The organism is Pseudarthrobacter sp. MOO14 (assembly GCF_058267675.1).
Genome location: NZ_CM177849.1, coordinates 976,130 through 995,152 on the forward strand (window position 1 = coordinate 976,130; position 19,023 = coordinate 995,152).

Consider the following 19,023-nt stretch of genomic DNA (forward strand, 5'->3'; position numbering starts at 1 on the left):
GGGGCCCTGCCGCCAGTACCCGGGGATGTCACTAGCCGTGATTGTCAGAGGCCCGTGCAACAGTGAAGCCATGGATGCTTTTGCCTTGATTTTGGCCCTTCTGATGTTGCTTCTGGGTGCACTGGCCGGTGCGGCGGCCATGTACGTCCTGCTGCGCAGGAACTCCCGCGGACTGGAGGCGGACTTTGACGCTGTCTCGTCCCGGCTTTCGGAGGTGACGGCCCAGTTGGCAGCGGCCGACGCCGAGCGGCGGCTTTTGGCTGCCCAGAACCGTGAGCTCGGTGAGGCGCGGACGCAGGACGGCAGCGTGCTGCGTGCCCTGGCCCCGGTGGCCGAAAAACTGTCCGCGGTCCAGCATCAGGTGGCACTCCTGGAACGGGACCGGGTGGAACAGTACGGCCAGCTGGCACAGCAGTTGCAGGAAGCCCGGCTGTCCGACGAGCAGCTGATCCGCTCCACGCACGCGCTGGAATCGGCTTTACGGTCAAACAGTGCCAGGGGCCAATGGGGCGAGGTACAGCTTCGGCGGGTCGTGGAGGCCGCGGGGATGCTCCGCCACGTGGACTTCGTGGAGCAGGCCCACAGTGCGGGCCACGATTCTTCCGTCCGCCCCGACCTGGTGGTGCAGCTGCCCGGCGGGAAACAACTTGTGGTGGACGCCAAGGTGCCGTTGTCGTCCTACTTGGAGGCGCAGGATCTCGGTGTGGCGGATCCCCGCACGGTCCAGCCCTCCGGGGCGCGGTCCGCGAATGATGCCCGCAGCCAGGCACTGCTGGCAGCGCACGCCAAAGCGTTGAGGGCGCACGTGGACGCTTTGGGCACCAAGAAGTACTGGGACATTCCGGGAAATTCGCCGGAACTGGTGGTCTGCTTTATTCCCGCGGAATCGATTCTTGCGGCGGCGCTGACGGCAGATGCCGGACTCCTGGACTATGCATTGTCACGCAACGTGGTCCTCGCCTCGCCAAGCACGCTGCTTGCGGTATTGAAGTCCGTGGCGTTCACCTGGCGCCAGGATGTCCTGACGGACAGCGCACGCGAACTATTCGAGCTCGCGCGGCAGCTGTACGACCGGATGGGGACGCTGGGTGAGAACGTCGGGAAGCTCGGCTCGTCCCTGAAGTCGTCGGTGGATCGCTACAACGCCATGGTGGGGACCCTGGAAGCGCGGATCCTGCCCACGGCCCGGAAACTCAACACCCTGGAAGATTCAGGCCTCGTCACGCCGGCCTTGGTGGAAGCAACCCCGCGCGCGCTGGTGGCGCCTGAACTCCAGGGCGACGACGAAGCGGCCTGAGAACCTTGGGGGTGCTGGAAGGGCCTGGCAGTTGTTTGAAACTGCCCGGCCCTTCCTTCACACTGTTGATTGCCGCCGTCGGCCTGCTGTGCTGGGTCCCCGGCGGCGGGGGTGGTCAGCTGCGGGTCCGGCGGCCGCCCAGGGCGCGGCTGACATCGCCGGCTTCCTTGAGGGTTGCACGGAGTTCCTTGGGCAGCGAGAACAGCAGGTCCTCCTCGGCGGTGACCACTTCTTCCACCGCGCCGTAGCCATAGTCGGCCAGCAGCCGCAGGACGTCCTGCACCAGGACCTCCGGAACTGAGGCCCCGGACGTGACGCCCACGGTGGCAACGCCTTCGAACCAGGCTTCGTCAACCTCGTTCGCGAAGTCCACCCGGTACGAGGCCTTGGCGCCGTATTCCAGCGCCACCTCGACCAGCCGGACGGAGTTGGACGAGTTGGCGGAACCCACCACGATCACCAGGTCTGCCTTGGGCGCGATCTTCTTGATGGCCACCTGCCGGTTTGTGGTGGCATAGCAGATGTCATCGCTGGGCGGGTCCTGCAGGGTGGGGAACCGGTCCTTGAGCAACCGGACGGTTTCCATGGTCTCGTCGACGCTGAGGGTGGTCTGGGACAGCCAGATGACCTTCTCCGGATCGCGGACGGTCACCTTGTCCACTTCGTGGGGCCCATTGATGATCTGGATGTGGTCCGGCGCTTCACCGGAGGTGCCTTCCACTTCCTCATGGCCGTCATGGCCGATCAGGAGGATGTCGAAGTCGTCCTTGGCGAAGCGGACGGCTTCCTTGTGCACCTTGGTGACCAGGGGGCAGGTGGCATCGATGGTGCGCAGTCCTCGGCTCTCCGCCGATTCGACGACGGCCGGGGAAACGCCGTGGGCCGAGAAGATCACCAGCGCGCCCTCTGGCACTTCGTCAGTTTCGTCCACGAAGATGGCGCCTTTTTCCTCGAGCGAGCTGACAACGTGGACATTGTGGACGATCTGCTTGCGGACGTACACGGGCGGACCGTAGTGCTCCAGGGCCTTCTCGACGGCGATCACTGCCCGGTCAACACCGGCGCAATAGCCACGCGGAGCGGCCAGCAGCACCTTCTTGGTTCCGTTCACGGGGGCCGCGGCCGCCACTTCCTGGGGAGAGCGGCGCCGGCGCGGAACGGTTGGCATCGAAAGGGGTACAGCCGAGGTGGTCATCCCTCCATGCTACCGGCTGGCCTGCACCCGTTTCCGGGAGGCGAACAACGTCACAATTCCCACTGCCACCAGGACCCCGCCAGTCACCGCGGTGGCACCGATCCACGCCTGGAAGTCAGCCGCTGCCACGCCCACGAATTCGTCGCGAAACATGTTTGCCACCGAACTGCCCGTGTCTGCGGTCGCGGCGCGGGCCGATCCCAGCTGCAGTCCGAGCGACCAGAGACCGGCGAGGGCCAGGCCGCCAAGGCCCGCACCGAACGGGACTGTCCAGCGGCGGCGGGCTGCGACGAGTGCCAACAGGAACGCAATGCCGGCACCGATGACGGCGATGTAGCCCATGGGCGCGTAGGTGGCCAACCGCTCCGCCCACTCGCGCTGTGCGGGTTGGCCGACGTTGATGAGGGCCTGGTCCGGCGGGTTGAGGGGAAGCCGCGTGGTGCGGGAGATTTCCTCCGAACCGAGGGCAACCAGCGGGGCTACGTCAAGGGTCAGCGACGACGCCGGAACGTTGCCGGCCTCCCCCGCCGGGCCTGCGAAGTTCAGGCGGTGGCTCCTGCGAAGGGTCTCCTCCCACGCTGCGGGGTAGCCGGGAAGCTGGGTCAGGGACTCCGCGGCCTTCTCCAGGACCGAATCGACCAGCCCGGACAGGGCGCCGGGAACCGAACCCGTATCGATCGTTCCCACGGCCGCGGCAGCGAGTTTCTTCTGGAAGTCCGCGTTCTTGCCCAGCGGCGCCGCAAGCCGGACGAATCCGTCTTCCTGGATGATGTTCCGGTCCACCCACATGGCGGGGACGGCGACGGATGCCAGGAGGATGCCCAGCACGGTGGCGAGGGCGGAAATGAAAGTGCGCACGGCAGGTCCTTCGGGGTTGGGGGCCTCACTCCATCCTAGGCAGGCCGCCTGGCCGTCCCTGTCAGCCCCGGGTGCTAGACCTTATGGATAAGGTTGATTGACCGCCCACAACAGTTGAAGGACCCCATGCCCGCAGCACCAGCCCCGCACCGGCGTCCGCATGTCTGACCAGGCATCCCTTCCGGGTGCCGCACCCACCACTTTGCCGGCCACCGCAGCGGAAACCAGCCCGGACAATCCGTGGCCCCTCCAGCTGTTGTCGCAGAAGCTGAAGGCGCACATCGACCGCACTCCGTCGGCATGGGTGGAAGGCCAGGTCATCGAACTGAACCGCCGCGGCACCAACGCGTACATCACCCTTCGCGACCTTGATGCGGAAGTATCGCTGCCCGCGTCCGTCTGGACGAAAGTGCTGGAGCGGCAGAACCTTCCGCTCGAGCGGGGCTCACGGGTGGTTGCGCTGCTGAAACCCGAGTTCTGGATGAAGACCGGCCGGTTGAACATGCTGGTGCGGGACATCCGTCCCGTCGGCCTGGGCGACCTTCTGGCCAGGATCGAACGGCTGCGCCAGGCGCTGGCCGCGGAGGGCCTGTTCGCCGATTCGAGGAAGAAGCCCCTGCCGTTGCTGCCGCACCGCATCGGCCTGATCACCGGCCGCGACTCGGACGCGAAGAAGGACATCCTGCGCAACGCGGCATTACGGTGGCCGGCCGTGGAGTTCGAGATCCGTGAAGTAGCGGTGCAGGGCAACACTGCGGTGTCCCAGGTGGTCCGGGCACTCCGTGAACTGGATGGGTTGCCGGAAGTTGACGTCATTGTCATTGCCCGGGGCGGTGGCGCCCTGGAGGACCTCCTGCCGTTCAACAGCGAGGACCTGGTCCGGGCAGTGGCTGCCGCGGCCACCCCCGTGGTCAGTGCCATCGGGCATGAGGCGGACCGTCCGTTGTTGGACTACGTTGCCGATCTTCGGGCCTCCACGCCTACGGATGCTGCCAAGCGGATCGTTCCGGAAGTCTCCGAAGAACTGGCAGGCGTCCGCCAGGCGCGGGAACAGCTGCGGCGCTGCATGGAACGGCTGGTGGACCGCGAGTCGGACCGCCTGGCCTCGCTGCACTCGCGGCCCGTGATGGCAGCACCCGAGGGTATGGTTTCCGTCCGCGCCGAGGAAATAGAGCGGCTGCTGCGGCGCTCCTCGGCGGCCGTGAATTCCACGGTGGTGCGGGCGGCCGACCAGCTGGAGCACCTGAAGGCCCAGGTACGCGCGCTGTCACCGCAGAAGACGCTCGACCGGGGGTACGCCGTCGTCGAACTGGCAGGTGACCAGAGCGCCCGGATTGCGGCGTCCGGCCACGCCGTTGTCCGCCGCCCTGCTGAGGCGCCGGCGGGCTCCGCTTTGTCGATCCGGGTGGCCGAGGGCCGATTTGGCGCCACGTCCACCGGGGTGCTGCAACCAGGCAAACCAGACCACCAGCAAGGATTGGAAGAGAAGGCATGACCGAACAAAAACCGGAGTCGGACGTCGCGGGGCTGAGCTACGAAGAAGCCCGGGAGCAGCTCATCGCGGTGGTGGGCAGGCTGGAAGCAGGCGGGGCAAGCCTGGAAGAATCCTTGGCATTGTGGGAGCGCGGGGAGGCGCTGGCCGCACGTTGCGAGGAGTGGCTGGAGGGCGCACGGAAGAGGTTGGCAGCCGCACGCGACCAGCCGCTCTAAGCCGCCGCGGCCGCCGGTCAGGACCGGGCCACGAGCTCCCGTTCGATATCCACGTCGAACTCTGCTTTGGGCCACTCCAGGCGAAGATCGGACAGTGCCGACATCACCAACTGCTGCACGGCGATCCGGGCGTACCACTTCTTGTTGGCCGGAACCACGTACCAGGGGGCCGCAGCCGTGCTGGTTGCGTCAAAAGCAGCCTGGTACGCCGCCATGTAGTCGTCCCAGAAGGCCCGTTCCTTCAAGTCACCGCTGCTGTATTTCCAGTGCTTGGCGGGATTGTCCAAGCGGGCCAACAGCCGGGACTTCTGCTCATCCTTGCTGATGTTGAGCATCACTTTGACGATCCTGGTGCCGGCGTCTGCCTGGCGTCCCTCGAATTCGTTGATGGCCCGGTAGCGACGGGTGATCTCTTCCGGCGTGGCCCAATTGTGGACCCGGTGGATGAGGACGTCCTCGTAATGGGAGCGGTCGAAAATCCCCACCATCCCGGCCGCCGGCACCTCCTTCTCGATGCGCCAAAGGAAATCGTAGGACTTCTCCTGCTCGGAGGGGGCCTTGAATGCCTTGAACTGGACGCCTTGGGGGTCCATGGTGGCCATGACGTGGTTGACGATGCCGCCCTTGCCAGCGGTATCCATCGCCTGCAGGACCAGCAGGATCCGCTTCCTCCCGCCGAACCGTGACTCCGCGAACAGCTTCTCCTGCATCTCCGTGAGCTTCCCGTCCAGGTCAGCCAGCAGCGCTTCGCCGTCAGCTTTGTTGCCGCTGTAGCCCGGAGTGGCGTCGGGGTCCACCGCGGCCAGGGAAAATCCCTTGCCAACGCGCAGGGTGTCAGAGGGGTGCTGGTCGAAACCGACAATGCTGGCCACGGGGGTCCTTCCCTGGGAGGGTCATGGACGCGGCGCGCCCGTGACCACAGGCTAGTTCCCCTGGTACCGGCTTAGGAAGTCCCCCATCCGGCCGATGGCTTCCTCGATGTCCTTCACGTTCGGCAGCGTGACCATGCGGAAGTGGTCCGGCCGCACCCAGTTGAATGCCCGGCCATGCGACACCAGGATCTTCTGTTCCCTCAGGAGGTCGAGGACAAACTTCTCGTCATCCCTGATGTGGTAGACCTCCGGGTCAAGGCGCGGAAAAAGGTACAGGGCGCCCCGTGCCTGCTGCGTGCTGACACCTGGAATCGCGTTGAGCATGTCGTAGGCCTTGTTGCGCTGTTCCAGCAGGCGGCCGCCCGGAAGGATCAGGTCGTTGATGCTCTGGTAGCCGCCGAGTGCCGTCTGGATGGCGTGCTGGGCCGGGACGTTGGCGCAGAGGCGCATGTTGGCCAGCAGGTTGATGCCCTCCAGGTAGTCGGCGGCTTCCTTCTTGGGCCCGGAGATCGCCATCCACCCGGCCCGGTAGCCGCACACCCGGTACGCCTTGGACAGGCCGCTGAACGTCAGGCACAGGACGTCGTCGCCGGTGAGCTTGGCGAGATTCACATGGACGGCGTCTTCGTACAGGATCTTCTCGTAGATCTCGTCGGCAAAGACCACCAGCCCGTGCTTCTCGGCCAGCTCCACGATGCGCTTGAGCGTGGCATCGGGGTAGACGGCGCCGGTGGGGTTGTTGGGGTTGATGACCACGATTCCCTTGGTGCGGGGCGTGATCTTCGCTTCCATGTCCTCAAGGTCCGGCTGCCAGCCGGATTCCTCATTGCACAGGTAGTGGACCGGTTTGCCACCGGCGAGCGCCACGGAGGCGGTCCAGAGCGGGTAGTCCGGCGTGGGAATGAGGACTTCGTCGCCGGAATCGAGCAACGCCATCAGGGACATGGTGATGAGCTCGCTGACGCCATTACCCAGGTAGATGTCGTCTACGTGGATGTTCTGGATCCCTCGGGTCTGGTAGTACTGCGAGACGGCGGTGCGTGCGGAAAAGATGCCGCGGGAGTCACTGTAGCCCTGGGCGTGGGGCAGGTGGCGGATCATGTCCACGAGGATGGCGTCGGGCGCCTCGAATCCGAACGGCGCGGGGTTGCCGATGTTCAGCTTGAGGATTCTGTGGCCTTCCGCTTCCATCTGCTGGGCGGCCTGCAGGATCGGTCCACGGATGTCATAGAGGACGTTGTTGAGCTTCGTGGACTGCCTGAATTCTGCCATCCCTCAAATATGCCACAGGAAGGATGCATCACCGTTGAGACCTCCGCCACACGCGCGACGGCGGCTGCCGGACCTTTGGAAGTCCGGCAGCCGCCGTCGTGATCACCTGCTGCTCCGCCCCTGTGGGCGGGGAAGGCGGGCTGTTACTTGACGATGCCCTTGTCTTTGAGCCAGGCGGCTGCGGCCGTCTTGGCGTCCTGCTTCTGGCTGCCGCTGACAGCCCGGTTGAGGTTGATGAGGTCATCGGTGGTGAGGATGCTGGACACTGAGTTCAGGGCCTGCTTGGCCTTGTCCGTCATCTTCGCCTTGTTGTACAGCGGCAGGACCTGCTGGGCGATGAAGTTGTTCTTCGGGTCCTCGAGCACCACCAGGTCGTTGTCGGCGATCGACGGCGTGGTGGTGTAGATATCCGCCACCTGCACCTGGTCCTCAAGGAGCGCCTTGAGCGTCACCGGGCCGCCGCCGTCGCTGAAGGGCTCCAGCTTCTTGGGCACGCAGTTGTAGTTCTTCTTCAGGCCCGGCAGGCCGTACGCGCGCTCACCGAACGTGGCCGGAGCGCCCACCACGATGTCGCTGCAGACCTTGGCGAGGTCTTCGATGGACTTCAGCTGGTACTTCTCCGCGGTTGCCTTGGTGACAACCATGGCGTCCTTGTCCTCGGCCTTGGAGGCGTCGAGCACGGCCAGGCCGTCCGGGAGCTTGCCCGGCAGTGCCTTGGCAATGTCGCCAGCGGAAACCTCGGTGGCTTCCTTGTTGACGTAGAGCAGCAGGTTGCCGCTGTAGTCCGGCACCACGTCCACGGAACCGTCCTGGACGGCCTTGAAGTAGACCTCGCGGGAGCCGATGTTCGGCTTGGTGGTGGCGGTGATTCCGTTGGCGTTCAGGGCGCCGGCATACAGTTCGGCGATGATTTGGCTCTCCGGGAAATCAGCGGAACCAACCACCAGGGACGTTGCCCCGCCGGAGGCGCCGCCGCTGGATGCCGGCGCGTTGCTCAGCGGATTGGACGAACCACCGCAGGCGGATAACGCCACTGCCAGGCCAAGCCCGGCGGCCAGGCCGCCGAAGGCCCGCCTGCCGAGGCGTGGGGGACGGCTATCTTTCATGACTTACCTCCTTGTACAACAGTCTCCGCAACCACGGGGTCTGTGAGATCAACCGCAGCCTCCTGGCTGCGGTGGGACTGCTTCGAGGTGCCTGTTGCCAGGAACAGCCTCTGGAATAGGGACAGGACCAGGTCCACGGCGATGGCCAGGACAGCGATAAGCAGGGACCCGCCCAGCATCTGGGGAAAGTCGCTCAGGACCAGGCCGTCGAAGAGATATCGGCCCAGGCCACCCAGGTTGATGTAGGCAACCACGGAAACCGTGGCGATCACCTGCAGCACGCCGGTCCGGAAGCCGCCGAACATGACCGTGAGGGCATTGGGCAACTCGGCCCGGAACAGGACCTGCAATTCCGTCATGCCCATGGCCCTTGCGGCGTCCACCACGTTACGGTCCACGCTGGAGATACCGGCGTACGTCCCGGCCAGGAGCGGTGGGACGGTAAGGATCACCAAGGCCCAGATCGGGGGCATCAGCCCGATACCGGCCAGCAGCACGAACAGGATCAGCAGGCCCAGGGTGGGCAGGGCCCGCAGCGCACCGGCCAGGGCAACCACAGCTACCCTTCCCCTCCCGGTATGGCCAACGAACAATCCAACCGGGACCGCTATGGCGGTGGCGATCAGCATGACCAGACCGGTGTACTGCAGGTGCTCGACCACGCGGGTGGGGATGCCCATGCTTCCGGACCAGTGCATCGGATCGGCGAGCCACGCAACGGTGTCCGAGATGACGTTGCTCATGCTCCCCCTCCCGTCCCGCTTGCGGCGAGGGGCCCCGTGGCGGCGGAGGCCCCCGTGCGGCCGGCGCCGTCCCCGCCTCCGCGCCGTTTACCCGTCCGTTCCCAGGGCGTGAGGATACGTTCCAGCAGGACGAGGAGGGCGTCCATGACCAGCGCCAGGACCAGGATGGCGATGATCCCCACTACCACCTCGGTGACGAAGTCCCGCTGGAGGCCGTCAGTGAAGAGCATGCCCAGGTTGCCAACACCCAGCAGGGCGGCAACGCTGACCAGGGAGATGTTGCTGACCGACACTACGCGCAACCCGGCGAACATCACCGGAAGGGAGAGCGGCAGGTCGACCTTCAGGAAGCGTGCGAGCGGTTTAAACCCCATGGCTTGGGCGGCCTGGCTGACTTCGGCATCCACGGAGTCGAACGCGTCGAGCGCCGCGCGGACCAGCAGCGCCACAGCGTAGATGGTGAGCGCCACCACCACATTGACGGGGTCCAGGATGCGGGTGCCGAGGACGGTGGGGAGGATGATGAACAGTGCCAGCGAGGGAATGGTGTACAGCAGGGACGACGCCGTCAGCACCACGGAGCGCAGCGCACCGCTCTGCCGGGCCAGCTGGGCGAGCGGGATGGAAATCACGAGGCCCAGGACCATGGGAACGAGCGCCAGGACCAGGTGCTGGCCGCCTCGTTCGAAGACCATGCCGCTGTTGGCCAGGAACCACTCCATCAGAGTGCCGCCTGCCGCAGCTGCCGCGCTTCCTCGATCAGTGCCAGGACCTCGCCGCCGCGGACTACCCCCAGCACCCGGCCGTCGGGATCCACGGCAACACCAAGGCCCGACGGCGATGAGAGGGCCGCGTCCAGGGCCCGCCGCAGGCTCTCGCCGGGGCGGAACAGCGACCCGCCGGGAACAAGTTCAGTTTCGGTGCCGGGCGCCGACCAGCCCAGGGGCCGCTTGTCAGCATCGACCACCAACTGCCAGCCACCGGCCGCACCGTGGTCCGACACGTTTCCTTGGGCGCCCCGGATAATCGTAGGTACGGGGTGCAGGACCACGCCGTCGGACGGGGTGAACCCAAGGTGGCGGAAGCCGCGGTCACGCCCCACGAAGGAGGCGACGAAATTGTTGGCGGGCGCCCGCAGAATCTCCTCCGGCGTGGCGTATTGAGCCAGTTTGCCGCCGGTGGCGAAGACGGCCACCCTGTCCCCGAGGATGGTGGCCTCGTCAATATCGTGGGTGACAAAGACGATGGTTTTGGCAAGGTCTTTTTGCAGGCGCAGCAGTTCCTGCTGGAGTTCGTCACGGACCACGGGGTCCACTGCACTGAACGGCTCGTCCATGAGCAGCACCGGCGGGTCTGCTGCCAGGGCGCGGGCCACGCCGACGCGCTGCTGCTGGCCGCCGGAGAGCTGGGAGGGGTAGCGCTTGCCGAGGGACGACGCCAGGCCCACAACGTCCAGGAGTTCCGAGGCGCGTTTGCGGGCGTCAGCCTTTGAGACACCGTTCAGCCGGGGCACGGTGGCGATGTTGTCCAGAACCGACCGGTGCGGCAGCAGCCCCGCCGACTGCATGACGTAGCCCATGGAGCGGCGCAGTTCCGCGGCCGGGACGGAGGTGACGTCCTTGCCGTCCACCGTGATGGTTCCCGACGTTGGTTCCACCATGCGGTTGATCATCCGGAGCGACGTCGTTTTGCCGCAACCGGAAGGACCGACAAAGACGGTAATGGTGCCCTTGGCGATGGACATGGACAACCCGTCCACGGCAGGCTGGCCGCCGGGGTACTGCTTGGTGACGCTCTGGAACTCGATCATCGCCTGGTCCATGGTGCGGACTTACCTGTTCTCTCGGACGGGCTGATCCCAGCACCGCGACTTTGCCATCAGCACGCTGATAGTTACGGTAACCCAATCAGGGGCCGGGTTCACCAGATCTGGCCCCAAACCCCACAAAGGAATCCCTACTGTGACCATTCGGTGCCGCGGCGGGGGAGGATGGGTATCCGGGCGGGAAAGAGCATGTCCGGCCGGCCGGGGCCCGCCTAAAGTGGAGGCGTGACCAATTTGGAAGTTTCACCCCAGCAGGAAATCTGTCCCCCGGCCCCGGCGGAAGGGAGATCCGGACCCTGCCTGCAGTTGTGGCCGGAGCGCGAGGTGCCGCTGGGCGGGGTGCGCGCCATGAACGTCAAACGCACATTGCCGCAGCGCGGGTTGCCGACGATCGGGGCATGGTGCTTCCTGGACAGTTTTGGTCCGGACCGGACAGCGATGTCGGTCCTTCCCCATCCCCACATCGGGCTGCAGACCGTGACGTGGCCCTTGGCAGGACATATCCGGCACCGGGACAGCGTGGGCAGTGACGTGGTTGTTCGGCCTGGAGAGCTGAACATCATGACTGCCGGGCACGGGGTGTCGCACTCCGAGTTCGCAGTGCTTCCTGCCGACGGCGGCGGGTTGCCGCTGCAGCGGGGCCTGCAGCTTTGGGTTGCGCTTCCCGATGCCCACCGGCACCGGGCGCCTGCCTTCGAACAACACCGGGAGTTGCCGGTGGCGGATGGCCGCGGGTTCTCAGCCACGGTCATGGTGGGTGAGTTTGGCGGCGTGGTGTCTCCCGCCACGATGTACTCGCCAATTGTGGGCGCAGACGTCGCCTGTGAAGGGGACGCGGTTCTGCCGCTGAACCCGGACTTTGAGCACGGTGTCCTGGTGCTCGACGGCGGCCTGGCGGTGGACGGGCAGGATCTGCATGCGGGGCCGCTGGGCTACCTGGGCGCCGGGCGGAGCGAACTGAAGGTCCAGGCACGCCCGGACACCCGCTTCCTGCTGATCGGCGGTGAGCCTTTCGGCGAGGAACTGTTGATGTGGTGGAACTTCGTGGGCCGCACGCACGAGGAAGTGGAACAGGCCCGCGGGGACTGGGAGGCCCAGGCAACACTTCCGGACGCCATGGCCGCCGACGCCCGCTACGGCCTGGTGCACGGACACGGGCCGGATGCCGGGGCCGAAGCCGGCCGCATCCCGGCCCCGCCCCTTCCGGGGGTCCGGCTGACGCCCCGGAAACGCACCGTGGACTAGGCGGGCCGGGCCACCAGCTCCAGCACACCGAAGACAGGTTCCTGGTCCAGGACCCTGACGTCCGTGACTCCGGCGTCGGCCAAATTCCGGCGGAAGGCCTCCTGCAGGGGCACCACGTTCATGCCCAGGCCGCCGCCAAGGATCACCGGACCGTGGAGTCCCAACTGTGTCAGCACCTGGCCGGCCAGCGCGGCAAGGTCCTTGCCGGCCTGTTCCAGCAGGGCTGCGCTGTCCCCGTGTCCTTCTGCTGCTGCCTCCACGACGTGCCTGGCCTGCTGCGCCCAAAACCGCCTCCCGGTTTCGGGTGAGTGGAACAGCGCTATGAGCTTGTTCGGGTGGTCCAGTCCGCAGCTCTTGAGCAGGGCGGAAGTGAGTTGATCGATCGGCAGTCCTTGGTTCATCCGGCGCAGGCTGTGCCGCACCGCTTCCCTGCCCAGCCAATAACCGCTGCCTTCGTCCCCGAGAAGGTAGCCCCAACCGCCTGCCCTGGCCTCGCCGCCGTCGGCATTGCGTCCCCAGGCGGCCGAGCCGGTGCCCGCAATGACCGCCACTCCTGTTGCGGCCCGCCCGGCGGCGAGCAGGAGGCGCGAGTCGTGCACAACGGTGACGGTAGCCCCCGGGACGAGGGGCTGGATCAGGCCGGCAAGGGCGGCGGCGTCCTGGTCGGTGTCGATGCCACCGGATCCGGCGTATACCCGTGCCACGGGGCCGGCTCCGATCCGGGCGAAGAGGTCCGCCAGGTTGCGGGCTGCCTCATCCCGGGTGACGTTCTGGACGTTGGAGCTTCCGGCGGACTCGTCGGCGACGGGGATGCCGTCCTCGAAGCGGACGCCATGCGTCTTGGTGCCGCCGATGTCCAGCCCGATCGTGATGCCGTGCAGTGGATTGGCGGGATTGTCAGCGGGCCCGGCGTGGGTGGTGGGGGTGTTCTGGGTGTTCGTCACGTCACAAGGGTACTTGCCCGGGTGGCCAGGCCGGCCACCAGGCCCGGGCCTTCGGCCACCACCAGTTCGCGGAACAAGCGTGCCGGCGCAGGCTCGGCGCCGGGTTTCCTGCGCCGCCAGCTGACGCCGACCTCCCGGAAGGCCAGCCGGGAATCCAGCGGTACTTCCACCCAACCGAGGTCTCCGGTTTTGGGGCGGCCGGTCCAGCCCGGTGCCCCTGCGGCGGGTGGCAGGATGCCGACGCCCAGCCCGGCTGAGACGAGCCCGCGGACTGTGTGGGAGTCCTGGCTTTCGAAGGCGATGCGCGGCCGGAACCCGGCGTCCCGGAACAGGGCGTCCGTCAGGGAGCGCAGACCATAGCCTGGGCCGAGCGCTACGAATGGCTCGGTCCTGATGTCGGCCAGCCGGGCCGTCCGCTGCCGCGCCAGCGGGTGGGCATGGTGGACCACCAGCCGGAGCGGCTCACGGTACAGCGCCGCCGAATCGAGAGTGCGTCCGGGGGCGGCAACCGGAGCCGTGAGGGCAAGGTCGGCTTCCCCTGCTGCCAGTTCCTCAATGCAGGAGTCCCTTGCGCCTTGGCTCAGCCGGAACCCGGTCCCGGGATGCCGGGCGCGGAAGGTGCTGATCAGCAGGGGCAGCGTGGCCTCGCCGAAGGTGTGCTGGAAGGACACGGAAACCGTCCCGCGGACCACCTCGGACTCATTGCGCACCAGATCCAATCCGGCCTGGAACTCCGCGAGCGCCTGCTCGATGTAGGGCAGGAGCGTGCGCGCGGCAGGGGTGAGGCGGACGCCGCGTCCGTCCCTCACCAGGAGCTCGGTGCCGACGGCGGCACTTGCCCGGGCCAGCGCCCGACTCACCGTTGACTGGGGTACGCCCAGAAGCTCGGCGGTTTCCGTGACGTGCTCGGTCCGGCCGAGTTCAGCCAGGACCGGAAGAAGCGGCAGGAGCTGCGCCAGTTGCTTGCGGTCCGGTTCCACTTCCGCTTCCTTCCTTGCCCGCCGGGGAACGCCTGTCTTCCGAGCGGCCAGCGGGGCGGCGCATCTGGTCGGCAAATTCGGTTTTGCTATGAGTTTGACATAAAACATGCATTGGATGCATCAGTTGGGGCGGGACTACGCTGGCGGGATGCCAAAGACTCAGCGCGGCGGCGTTGCCGCTCCCCCACGCTGGACCGGCCACGCCAAGGGATCCAAGGCCTACGGGCGCATCCTCGCCGGACTGTCCTGCGCGGGTGTGGCGACGTTCGCGCAGCTCTACTCCACGCAGGCCGTCCTCCCGCTGCTGGCATCCGACCTGCAGGTCACTGCCGCCGAAGCCGCGCTCACCATCTCGCTGGCCACCGTTGGCCTGGCAGCCACCGTCATTCCCTGGTCTTTCCTGGCGGACAGGATCGGCCGGGTCAAAGCCATGATGTGGGGCATTTCCACGGCCACCGTCCTGGGACTGCTGGTGCCGTTGTCATCCGGGTTCGCGATGCTTCTGGCCCTGCGACTGCTGGAAGGAATGGCCTTGGGCGGCATCCCCGCGATTGCCATCGCCTATCTCAACGAGGAGGTCAGCAAAGTCCACGCGGCGCTCGCGGCAGGAAGCTATGTAGCCGGGACCACCTTGGGCGGCTTGTCCGGCCGGCTGGTGGCGGGCCCGGTCGGCGAGCTCTGGGGATGGCGGGCCGCGGCCCTGGCCGTTTCCCTGCTCGCGGCAGCCGCCGCCGTCGCGTTCCTGGTCCTCGTTCCCAGGGCGCAGGGCTTCGTGCCCGCGAAGGTGGCCGGACTCCGCGGAGCCCTGCGGATGCTCGGCGGCCATCTGCGCAATGTCCGCTTGCTGGCCATCTATGCGCAGGCCTTCCTGATGATGGGTGGTTTCGTGGCCGTCTACAACTATCTCGGTTTCCGGTTGTCGGGCGCCCCCTTTGGACTCCCGGCCACCGTTATCAGCCTGATCTTCCTGGCGTACCTGTCCGGGACGTTCTCCTCCCGCTGGGCAGCCACCATGACCACCCGGTTCGGGCGTCGCAACGTCCTCCTGGCAGGGCTTGCCCTTGCCATGGCCGGACTCGCCCTGACCCTGGCCTCGAACCTGGTGCTCATCCTGGCCGGCCTGGTGGTGTTCACCGGGGGCTTCTTTGCGGCCCACAGCATCGGTTCCGGCTGGACGGGCGCCATAGCCAGCACCGGCCGGGCCCAGGCGGCGTCGCTGTACAACCTGGCGTACTACCTTGGCTCCAGCCTGCTCGGCTGGGCCGGCGGCCTGGTTTTCCAGGCCTGGGGCTGGAACGCCCTGGCGGGAGCCGTGATCGTCCTGGCGTGCCTGACGGCCGCAACTGTCGCCGTCGTCCATCCTGGAACGGACCCCGCCGCCGCCTGACGGCCTTGGACGGACTCGAATTAACGGGCTTCAAGGCACCGCCGGGCAGCCTGAATGTTCGGCGGGGCGCGCTCCTGTACCGCGGATGACGGCGTTTCTGCGGTCTAGGATGAACAGAGGACCCGTTGGAAGGAAACGCTGTGAGCACGAATGCCAGGAACATCAGGCCCGGGGCGCACCTGGAACCCCTGGATGCCATTGACGAACGGCTCCTGGCAGCCTTGGTGGCCGATGCCCGGATCTCCAACAAGCAACTCGCCGAGATGGTGGGGATAGCCCCGTCGACCGCCCTGATGCGCACCCGCGCTTTGTCTGAGCGGGGCATTGTGCAGGGCTACGAGGCAAAGTTGAGCCTGTCGGCGATCGGCAGGTCTGTGCAGGCACTGGTGGCCGTGCGGCTCCGCGCCCACGACCGCGACCAGATCGACCGCTTCACGGCACGGGTACCGCACCTGCCGGCTGTCCTCTCCACCTTCCATACGTCCGGGTCGGTGGACTACCTGCTGCACATCGCCGTCGGCAGCACCGAAGACCTTCGGGACTGGGTGCTGGACAACCTGGCTACCGACCCCGTCGTGGGCCATACCGAAACCACCCTGGTCTTCGAACACATCCAGGGCAACCACGGCCCGCTCCCGGAGTAGCGGGGCGCCTGGCTGTGACCTGGGTTGCCCGGTAATGCCGTCAGGCGGCGCTGCGCCTGGCGGACTGAACGAGCGTCGCGGCGGAGAGGACCAGCGCCGCCGCGCCGCACACCAGGACGAAGCCCTGGACCGCCGCGCCCATCCCCACCGCAGCGCTGGCCCACCCCAGGCCAAGGACCGGAACCGCGCTTCCCAGATACGTAATGACATAGACGGTGCTGATGATCTGCGCGTGCCGGGCGGGCTCCACCCTGGCCGCGACATCGTTGAAGACGGTCCGGAACGCCAGTCCCTGCCCCACGCCGGCGGCGACCGCAGCTGCCACCAGCAGCGCCGGGTTGTGCCAGGCACCGGCGGCTCCCAGCATCACCACCGAAACGCCAAGGACAGCAAGGCCCGCCGGCACCGTGAACCGGCCTCGAACTGTGACCAGCTGGCTCAGGGCCGAAGCCCCCAGCGGCAGGCCTGCCAGGATGCCGATCAACGGCCGGGAATCCGTGGCCAGGACCTGGGCGAAATAGCCGGGAGCCAGCGAAAGGCTGAAGCCAAAGACGGCAAAGCTGAGGAAGCCGACGCCGGATGCCAGCCAGAAGGCTCCGCGCGCCTGGCGTGACACGGAAGGGCGACGGGGCGCCAGGGCGTGGAGCGGCCGGGTCGGTGCCGGGGCCACGATGGCAGGGCGCGCACGGACCAGGTACAGCGGAACCAGGAGCCCGGCGAGCAGCAGGGAGTGGACGACGTAAGGGGCCGTGGTGGCGCCGGGAAGCAGCGACAGCAGGCCGCCGATGACCGGGCCTGCGGCGACGCCTCCTGAGGAGGCCAGGAGCGTAAAGCGCGATGCCCACTCCGGCCGGGATGGAAGCAGCTCCCGCAGGGCGGCGGCACTGGCTCCGGTGGCAAGTGCCACGGCGGTTCCCTGCAGTGCCCGGCCGGCACAGAGGGCAGCGAGCGACTGCGCTTCCGCAAAGATCCAGCCGCCGGCCAGACCCGTCAGCACAGCAACCAGGAGGGCTGCCCGCCGTCCGATGTGGTCCGACCAGTGGCCGGCCACCAGCAGGGTTCCCACCAGCGCCAGGACGTAGCTGGCAAACGCTGCCGTGACGTCCAGGCTCGAGAGCCCAAGGCTGGACTGCAGGAGGGGATACAGCGGTGTGGCCAGGTTGGCGCCTACGAGGAGCATGAAAATGACCGCACCCGAAATAACCAGCCGGGCCGTGGTGGAGGCATTCCACCCGGCGTGGGTGGCCGCTGCCGGGCGCATGCGCAGCTCACTGAAGACCGTCATCGTGCCGCCTTAGGGATCGCCGCAGCGGACAGTCCTTGTGGGACGCCGGTGCGGATACAACTGTGATGCTTCAAGCGTGCGGCAGGGTTGCGCGATCCAACAGTTCTTGGATGGATAATTGAGCACAATCATCAAATATCAGATCCCAATGTGGTGGAGAGTGACGATCGTGAACAAGTTGGACCCCACTGACCTGAAGATCCTCCTGGCCCTGATCAAGGATCCGCGGATACAGATCGGGGAACTCAGCGAGTCCCTGGGCATTGCCCGGAACACCGCGCAGTCCCGGGTGCGCCGAATGCTCCGCGCAGGTGTCCTGCGTCCGGGCGGCCGCGAGGTTGATCTGGATGCGGTGGGCTATGACGTCGTGGCCTTCGTGACCATCGAGGTCTCCCACCGGGAACTGGACGGGGTGGTGGCGGCGCTGCGGCTTATCCCGCAGGTCCTGGAGGTCCACGAAATCTCCGGCCGCGGGGATGTATGGTGCCGGGTGGTGGCCACGGACACGCACAATCTCCAGGCATCGCTGCGCCAGGTCCTGAGGATCAAAGGGGTCATCCGGACTGAGACGGTGCTGGCCCTGCACACCCATATCCCCTACCGGACAGAGCCCCTCATCAGCGGCCTCAGCAATGCCGCGTCCGCGGCGGCTAGGATTTCCTGAATGACCATCATCGATAACGCCGTCTACGTCAACGGTGTCCGCCACGCGGAGCCCGAAAGCCTGGAGCAGACCTTCGAAACCCTTGCCCGGCATGGTGGCATGGCGTGGATCGGGCTTTACCGGCCCACGGCGGAGGAAATGGCGGCGGTGGCGGCGGAATTCGGGCTGCACGGCCTGGCGGTGGAGGATGCGGTCTCAGCCCACCAGCGGCCCAAGCTGGAGCGGTACGACGACAATCTCTTTACCGTCCTGCGCCCGGCCCGGTATGTGGACTCAGACGAAACGGTGGAATTCGGCGAGCTCCACGTCTTCACGGGCAAGAACTTTGTGGTCACGGTACGCCACGCCGAAACGGCCGGCGTAGCCAGGGTGCGGCAGCGTCTGGAGGCCCGGCCCGACCTCCTCCAGCATGGGCCCGAAGCCGTCCTGTACGCCCTTTTGGACCGGGTGGTGGACGACTACGCCCCGGTGGTGGCCGGGCTCGAGAACGACATCGACGAAATCGAGGACCAACTCTTCAGCGGCGATTCTTCGGTGTCCCGGCGGATTTACGAATTGGCCCGGGAAGTCATCCAGTTCCAGCGCGCCATCCATCCCCTGCCGGAAATGATGGACCAACTGAAGCGTGGTTTCGAAAAATACGGGGTGGAGACCGATTTGCGGCACAACCTGCGGGACGTTGAGGACCACGTGGAACGGGTGATCTCCCGCGCAGACTCCTTCCGCGACATTTTGCAGAACGCGCTGACCCTGGATGGGACACTGACGGCAAACCGGCAGAACGAGGTCAGCGCCGAGCAGAACGAGCAGGTCAAGAAGATCTCGTCCTGGGCGGCCATCCTGTTCGCGCCGTCGTTCGTTGCCGGCATCTACGGCATGAACTTCGACAACATGCCTGAGTTGCACTGGCCCTGGGGCTATCCCATGGCGCTGGGCCTGATGGTGGCCGCAGCGGCACTCATGTACGGAATCTTCAAGAAGAAGGGCTGGATTTAA

The 19,023-nt window shown here is 66.7% G+C and carries 19 protein-coding genes; 8 read left to right on the forward strand and 11 right to left on the reverse strand.

Going from position 1 to position 19,023, the window contains the following annotated elements; all coding sequences use genetic code 11:
• The first annotated feature begins 70 nt into the window (after positions 1–70).
• Positions 71–1,297: a DNA recombination protein RmuC gene (locus tag AC4EEV_RS04470; protein WP_109863712.1), complete on the forward strand. Its 1,227-nt coding sequence runs from the start codon at positions 71–73 to the stop codon at positions 1,295–1,297.
• 115 nt (positions 1,298–1,412) lie between these two features.
• Here the strand turns inward: AC4EEV_RS04470 and AC4EEV_RS04475 are convergent, their stop codons facing one another.
• The gene (locus tag AC4EEV_RS04475) at positions 1,413–2,492 is read right to left on the reverse strand and encodes a 4-hydroxy-3-methylbut-2-enyl diphosphate reductase (protein ID WP_109863711.1); all 1,080 of its coding nucleotides are present in this window, start codon (positions 2,490–2,492) and stop codon (positions 1,413–1,415) included.
• Between the two features lie 9 nt (positions 2,493–2,501).
• On the reverse strand, positions 2,502–3,350 hold the full coding sequence (locus tag AC4EEV_RS04480; RefSeq protein ID WP_491330229.1) for a hypothetical protein: 849 nt from the start codon (positions 3,348–3,350) through the stop codon (positions 2,502–2,504).
• A gap of 160 nt (positions 3,351–3,510) precedes the next feature.
• Here AC4EEV_RS04480 and xseA point away from each other — a divergent pair, with 160 nt between their 5' ends.
• Together xseA and AC4EEV_RS04490 are read left to right on the forward strand one after the other, a co-directional pair.
• Positions 3,511–4,845 carry an exodeoxyribonuclease VII large subunit gene (gene xseA, locus AC4EEV_RS04485; protein ID WP_491330230.1) on the forward strand — a complete coding sequence of 445 codons (1,335 nt, stop codon included), beginning with the start codon at positions 3,511–3,513 and terminating at the stop codon, positions 4,843–4,845.
• On the forward strand, positions 4,842–5,060 hold the full coding sequence (locus AC4EEV_RS04490; protein WP_109863708.1) for an exodeoxyribonuclease VII small subunit: 219 nt from the start codon (positions 4,842–4,844) through the stop codon (positions 5,058–5,060). The genes xseA and AC4EEV_RS04490 overlap by 4 nt, the downstream gene beginning before the upstream one ends.
• A gap of 17 nt (positions 5,061–5,077) precedes the next feature.
• On the opposite strand, the gene AC4EEV_RS04495 is transcribed toward AC4EEV_RS04490, so the two are convergent.
• From AC4EEV_RS04495 to AC4EEV_RS04520, 6 genes are all read right to left on the reverse strand, one after another.
• Positions 5,078–5,932: a polyphosphate kinase 2 family protein gene (locus tag AC4EEV_RS04495; protein WP_109863707.1), complete on the reverse strand. Its 855-nt coding sequence runs from the start codon at positions 5,930–5,932 to the stop codon at positions 5,078–5,080.
• A 51-nt stretch (positions 5,933–5,983) separates the two neighbouring features.
• Positions 5,984–7,204: a pyridoxal phosphate-dependent aminotransferase gene (locus AC4EEV_RS04500; RefSeq protein WP_491330231.1), complete on the reverse strand. Its 1,221-nt coding sequence runs from the start codon at positions 7,202–7,204 to the stop codon at positions 5,984–5,986.
• A gap of 143 nt (positions 7,205–7,347) precedes the next feature.
• Positions 7,348–8,310: an ABC transporter substrate-binding protein gene (locus AC4EEV_RS04505; RefSeq protein ID WP_109863705.1), complete on the reverse strand. Its 963-nt coding sequence runs from the start codon at positions 8,308–8,310 to the stop codon at positions 7,348–7,350.
• On the reverse strand, positions 8,307–9,053 hold the full coding sequence (locus tag AC4EEV_RS04510) for an ABC transporter permease (RefSeq protein ID WP_018760342.1): 747 nt from the start codon (positions 9,051–9,053) through the stop codon (positions 8,307–8,309). Before AC4EEV_RS04510 ends, AC4EEV_RS04505 begins: the two co-directional genes overlap by 4 nt.
• Positions 9,050–9,775, reverse strand: a complete 726-nt coding sequence (locus tag AC4EEV_RS04515; RefSeq protein WP_133831028.1) for an ABC transporter permease — start codon at positions 9,773–9,775, stop codon at positions 9,050–9,052. Before AC4EEV_RS04515 ends, AC4EEV_RS04510 begins: the two co-directional genes overlap by 4 nt.
• Positions 9,775–10,875, reverse strand: a complete 1,101-nt coding sequence (locus AC4EEV_RS04520) for an ABC transporter ATP-binding protein (protein ID WP_018760344.1) — start codon at positions 10,873–10,875, stop codon at positions 9,775–9,777. The genes AC4EEV_RS04515 and AC4EEV_RS04520 overlap by 1 nt, the downstream gene beginning before the upstream one ends.
• Before the next feature lie 228 nt (positions 10,876–11,103).
• On the opposite strand from AC4EEV_RS04520, the gene AC4EEV_RS04525 reads away from it, so the two are divergent.
• Positions 11,104–12,123 (forward strand): pirin family protein, encoded by a 1,020-nt coding sequence (locus AC4EEV_RS04525; RefSeq protein ID WP_109863703.1) that lies wholly within the window; start codon positions 11,104–11,106, stop codon positions 12,121–12,123.
• Here the strand turns inward: AC4EEV_RS04525 and AC4EEV_RS04530 are convergent.
• Both AC4EEV_RS04530 and AC4EEV_RS04535 read right to left on the reverse strand, forming a co-directional pair.
• Entirely contained in the window at positions 12,120–13,067 is a 948-nt protein-coding gene (locus AC4EEV_RS04530) for an N-acetylglucosamine kinase (protein ID WP_491330232.1), read from the reverse strand. The two genes, AC4EEV_RS04525 and AC4EEV_RS04530, sit on opposite strands and share 4 nt — an antisense overlap.
• On the reverse strand, positions 13,064–14,047 hold the full coding sequence (locus AC4EEV_RS04535) for a LysR family transcriptional regulator (protein ID WP_109863701.1): 984 nt from the start codon (positions 14,045–14,047) through the stop codon (positions 13,064–13,066). The genes AC4EEV_RS04530 and AC4EEV_RS04535 overlap by 4 nt, the downstream gene beginning before the upstream one ends.
• A gap of 148 nt (positions 14,048–14,195) precedes the next feature.
• Here AC4EEV_RS04535 and AC4EEV_RS04540 point away from each other — a divergent pair, with 148 nt between their 5' ends.
• Complete coding sequence (locus tag AC4EEV_RS04540) at positions 14,196–15,434, forward strand: MFS transporter (RefSeq protein WP_491330233.1); 1,239 nt, start codon at positions 14,196–14,198, stop codon at positions 15,432–15,434.
• 140 nt (positions 15,435–15,574) lie between these two features.
• Positions 15,575–16,078, forward strand: coding sequence for an Lrp/AsnC family transcriptional regulator (locus tag AC4EEV_RS04545; protein WP_018760349.1), 504 nt, complete (start codon positions 15,575–15,577; stop codon positions 16,076–16,078).
• A 40-nt stretch (positions 16,079–16,118) separates the two neighbouring features.
• Here the strand turns inward: AC4EEV_RS04545 and AC4EEV_RS04550 are convergent, their stop codons facing one another.
• Complete coding sequence (locus AC4EEV_RS04550; protein WP_491330234.1) at positions 16,119–17,363, reverse strand: MFS transporter; 1,245 nt, start codon at positions 17,361–17,363, stop codon at positions 16,119–16,121.
• 169 nt (positions 17,364–17,532) lie between these two features.
• Between AC4EEV_RS04550 and AC4EEV_RS04555 the strand changes: the two genes are divergently transcribed.
• Positions 17,533–18,027 carry an Lrp/AsnC family transcriptional regulator gene (locus AC4EEV_RS04555; RefSeq protein ID WP_196803301.1) on the forward strand — a complete coding sequence of 165 codons (495 nt, stop codon included), beginning with the start codon at positions 17,533–17,535 and terminating at the stop codon, positions 18,025–18,027.
• The gene (gene corA, locus AC4EEV_RS04560; RefSeq protein WP_285320027.1) at positions 18,028–19,023 is read left to right on the forward strand and encodes a magnesium/cobalt transporter CorA; all 996 of its coding nucleotides are present in this window, start codon (positions 18,028–18,030) and stop codon (positions 19,021–19,023) included.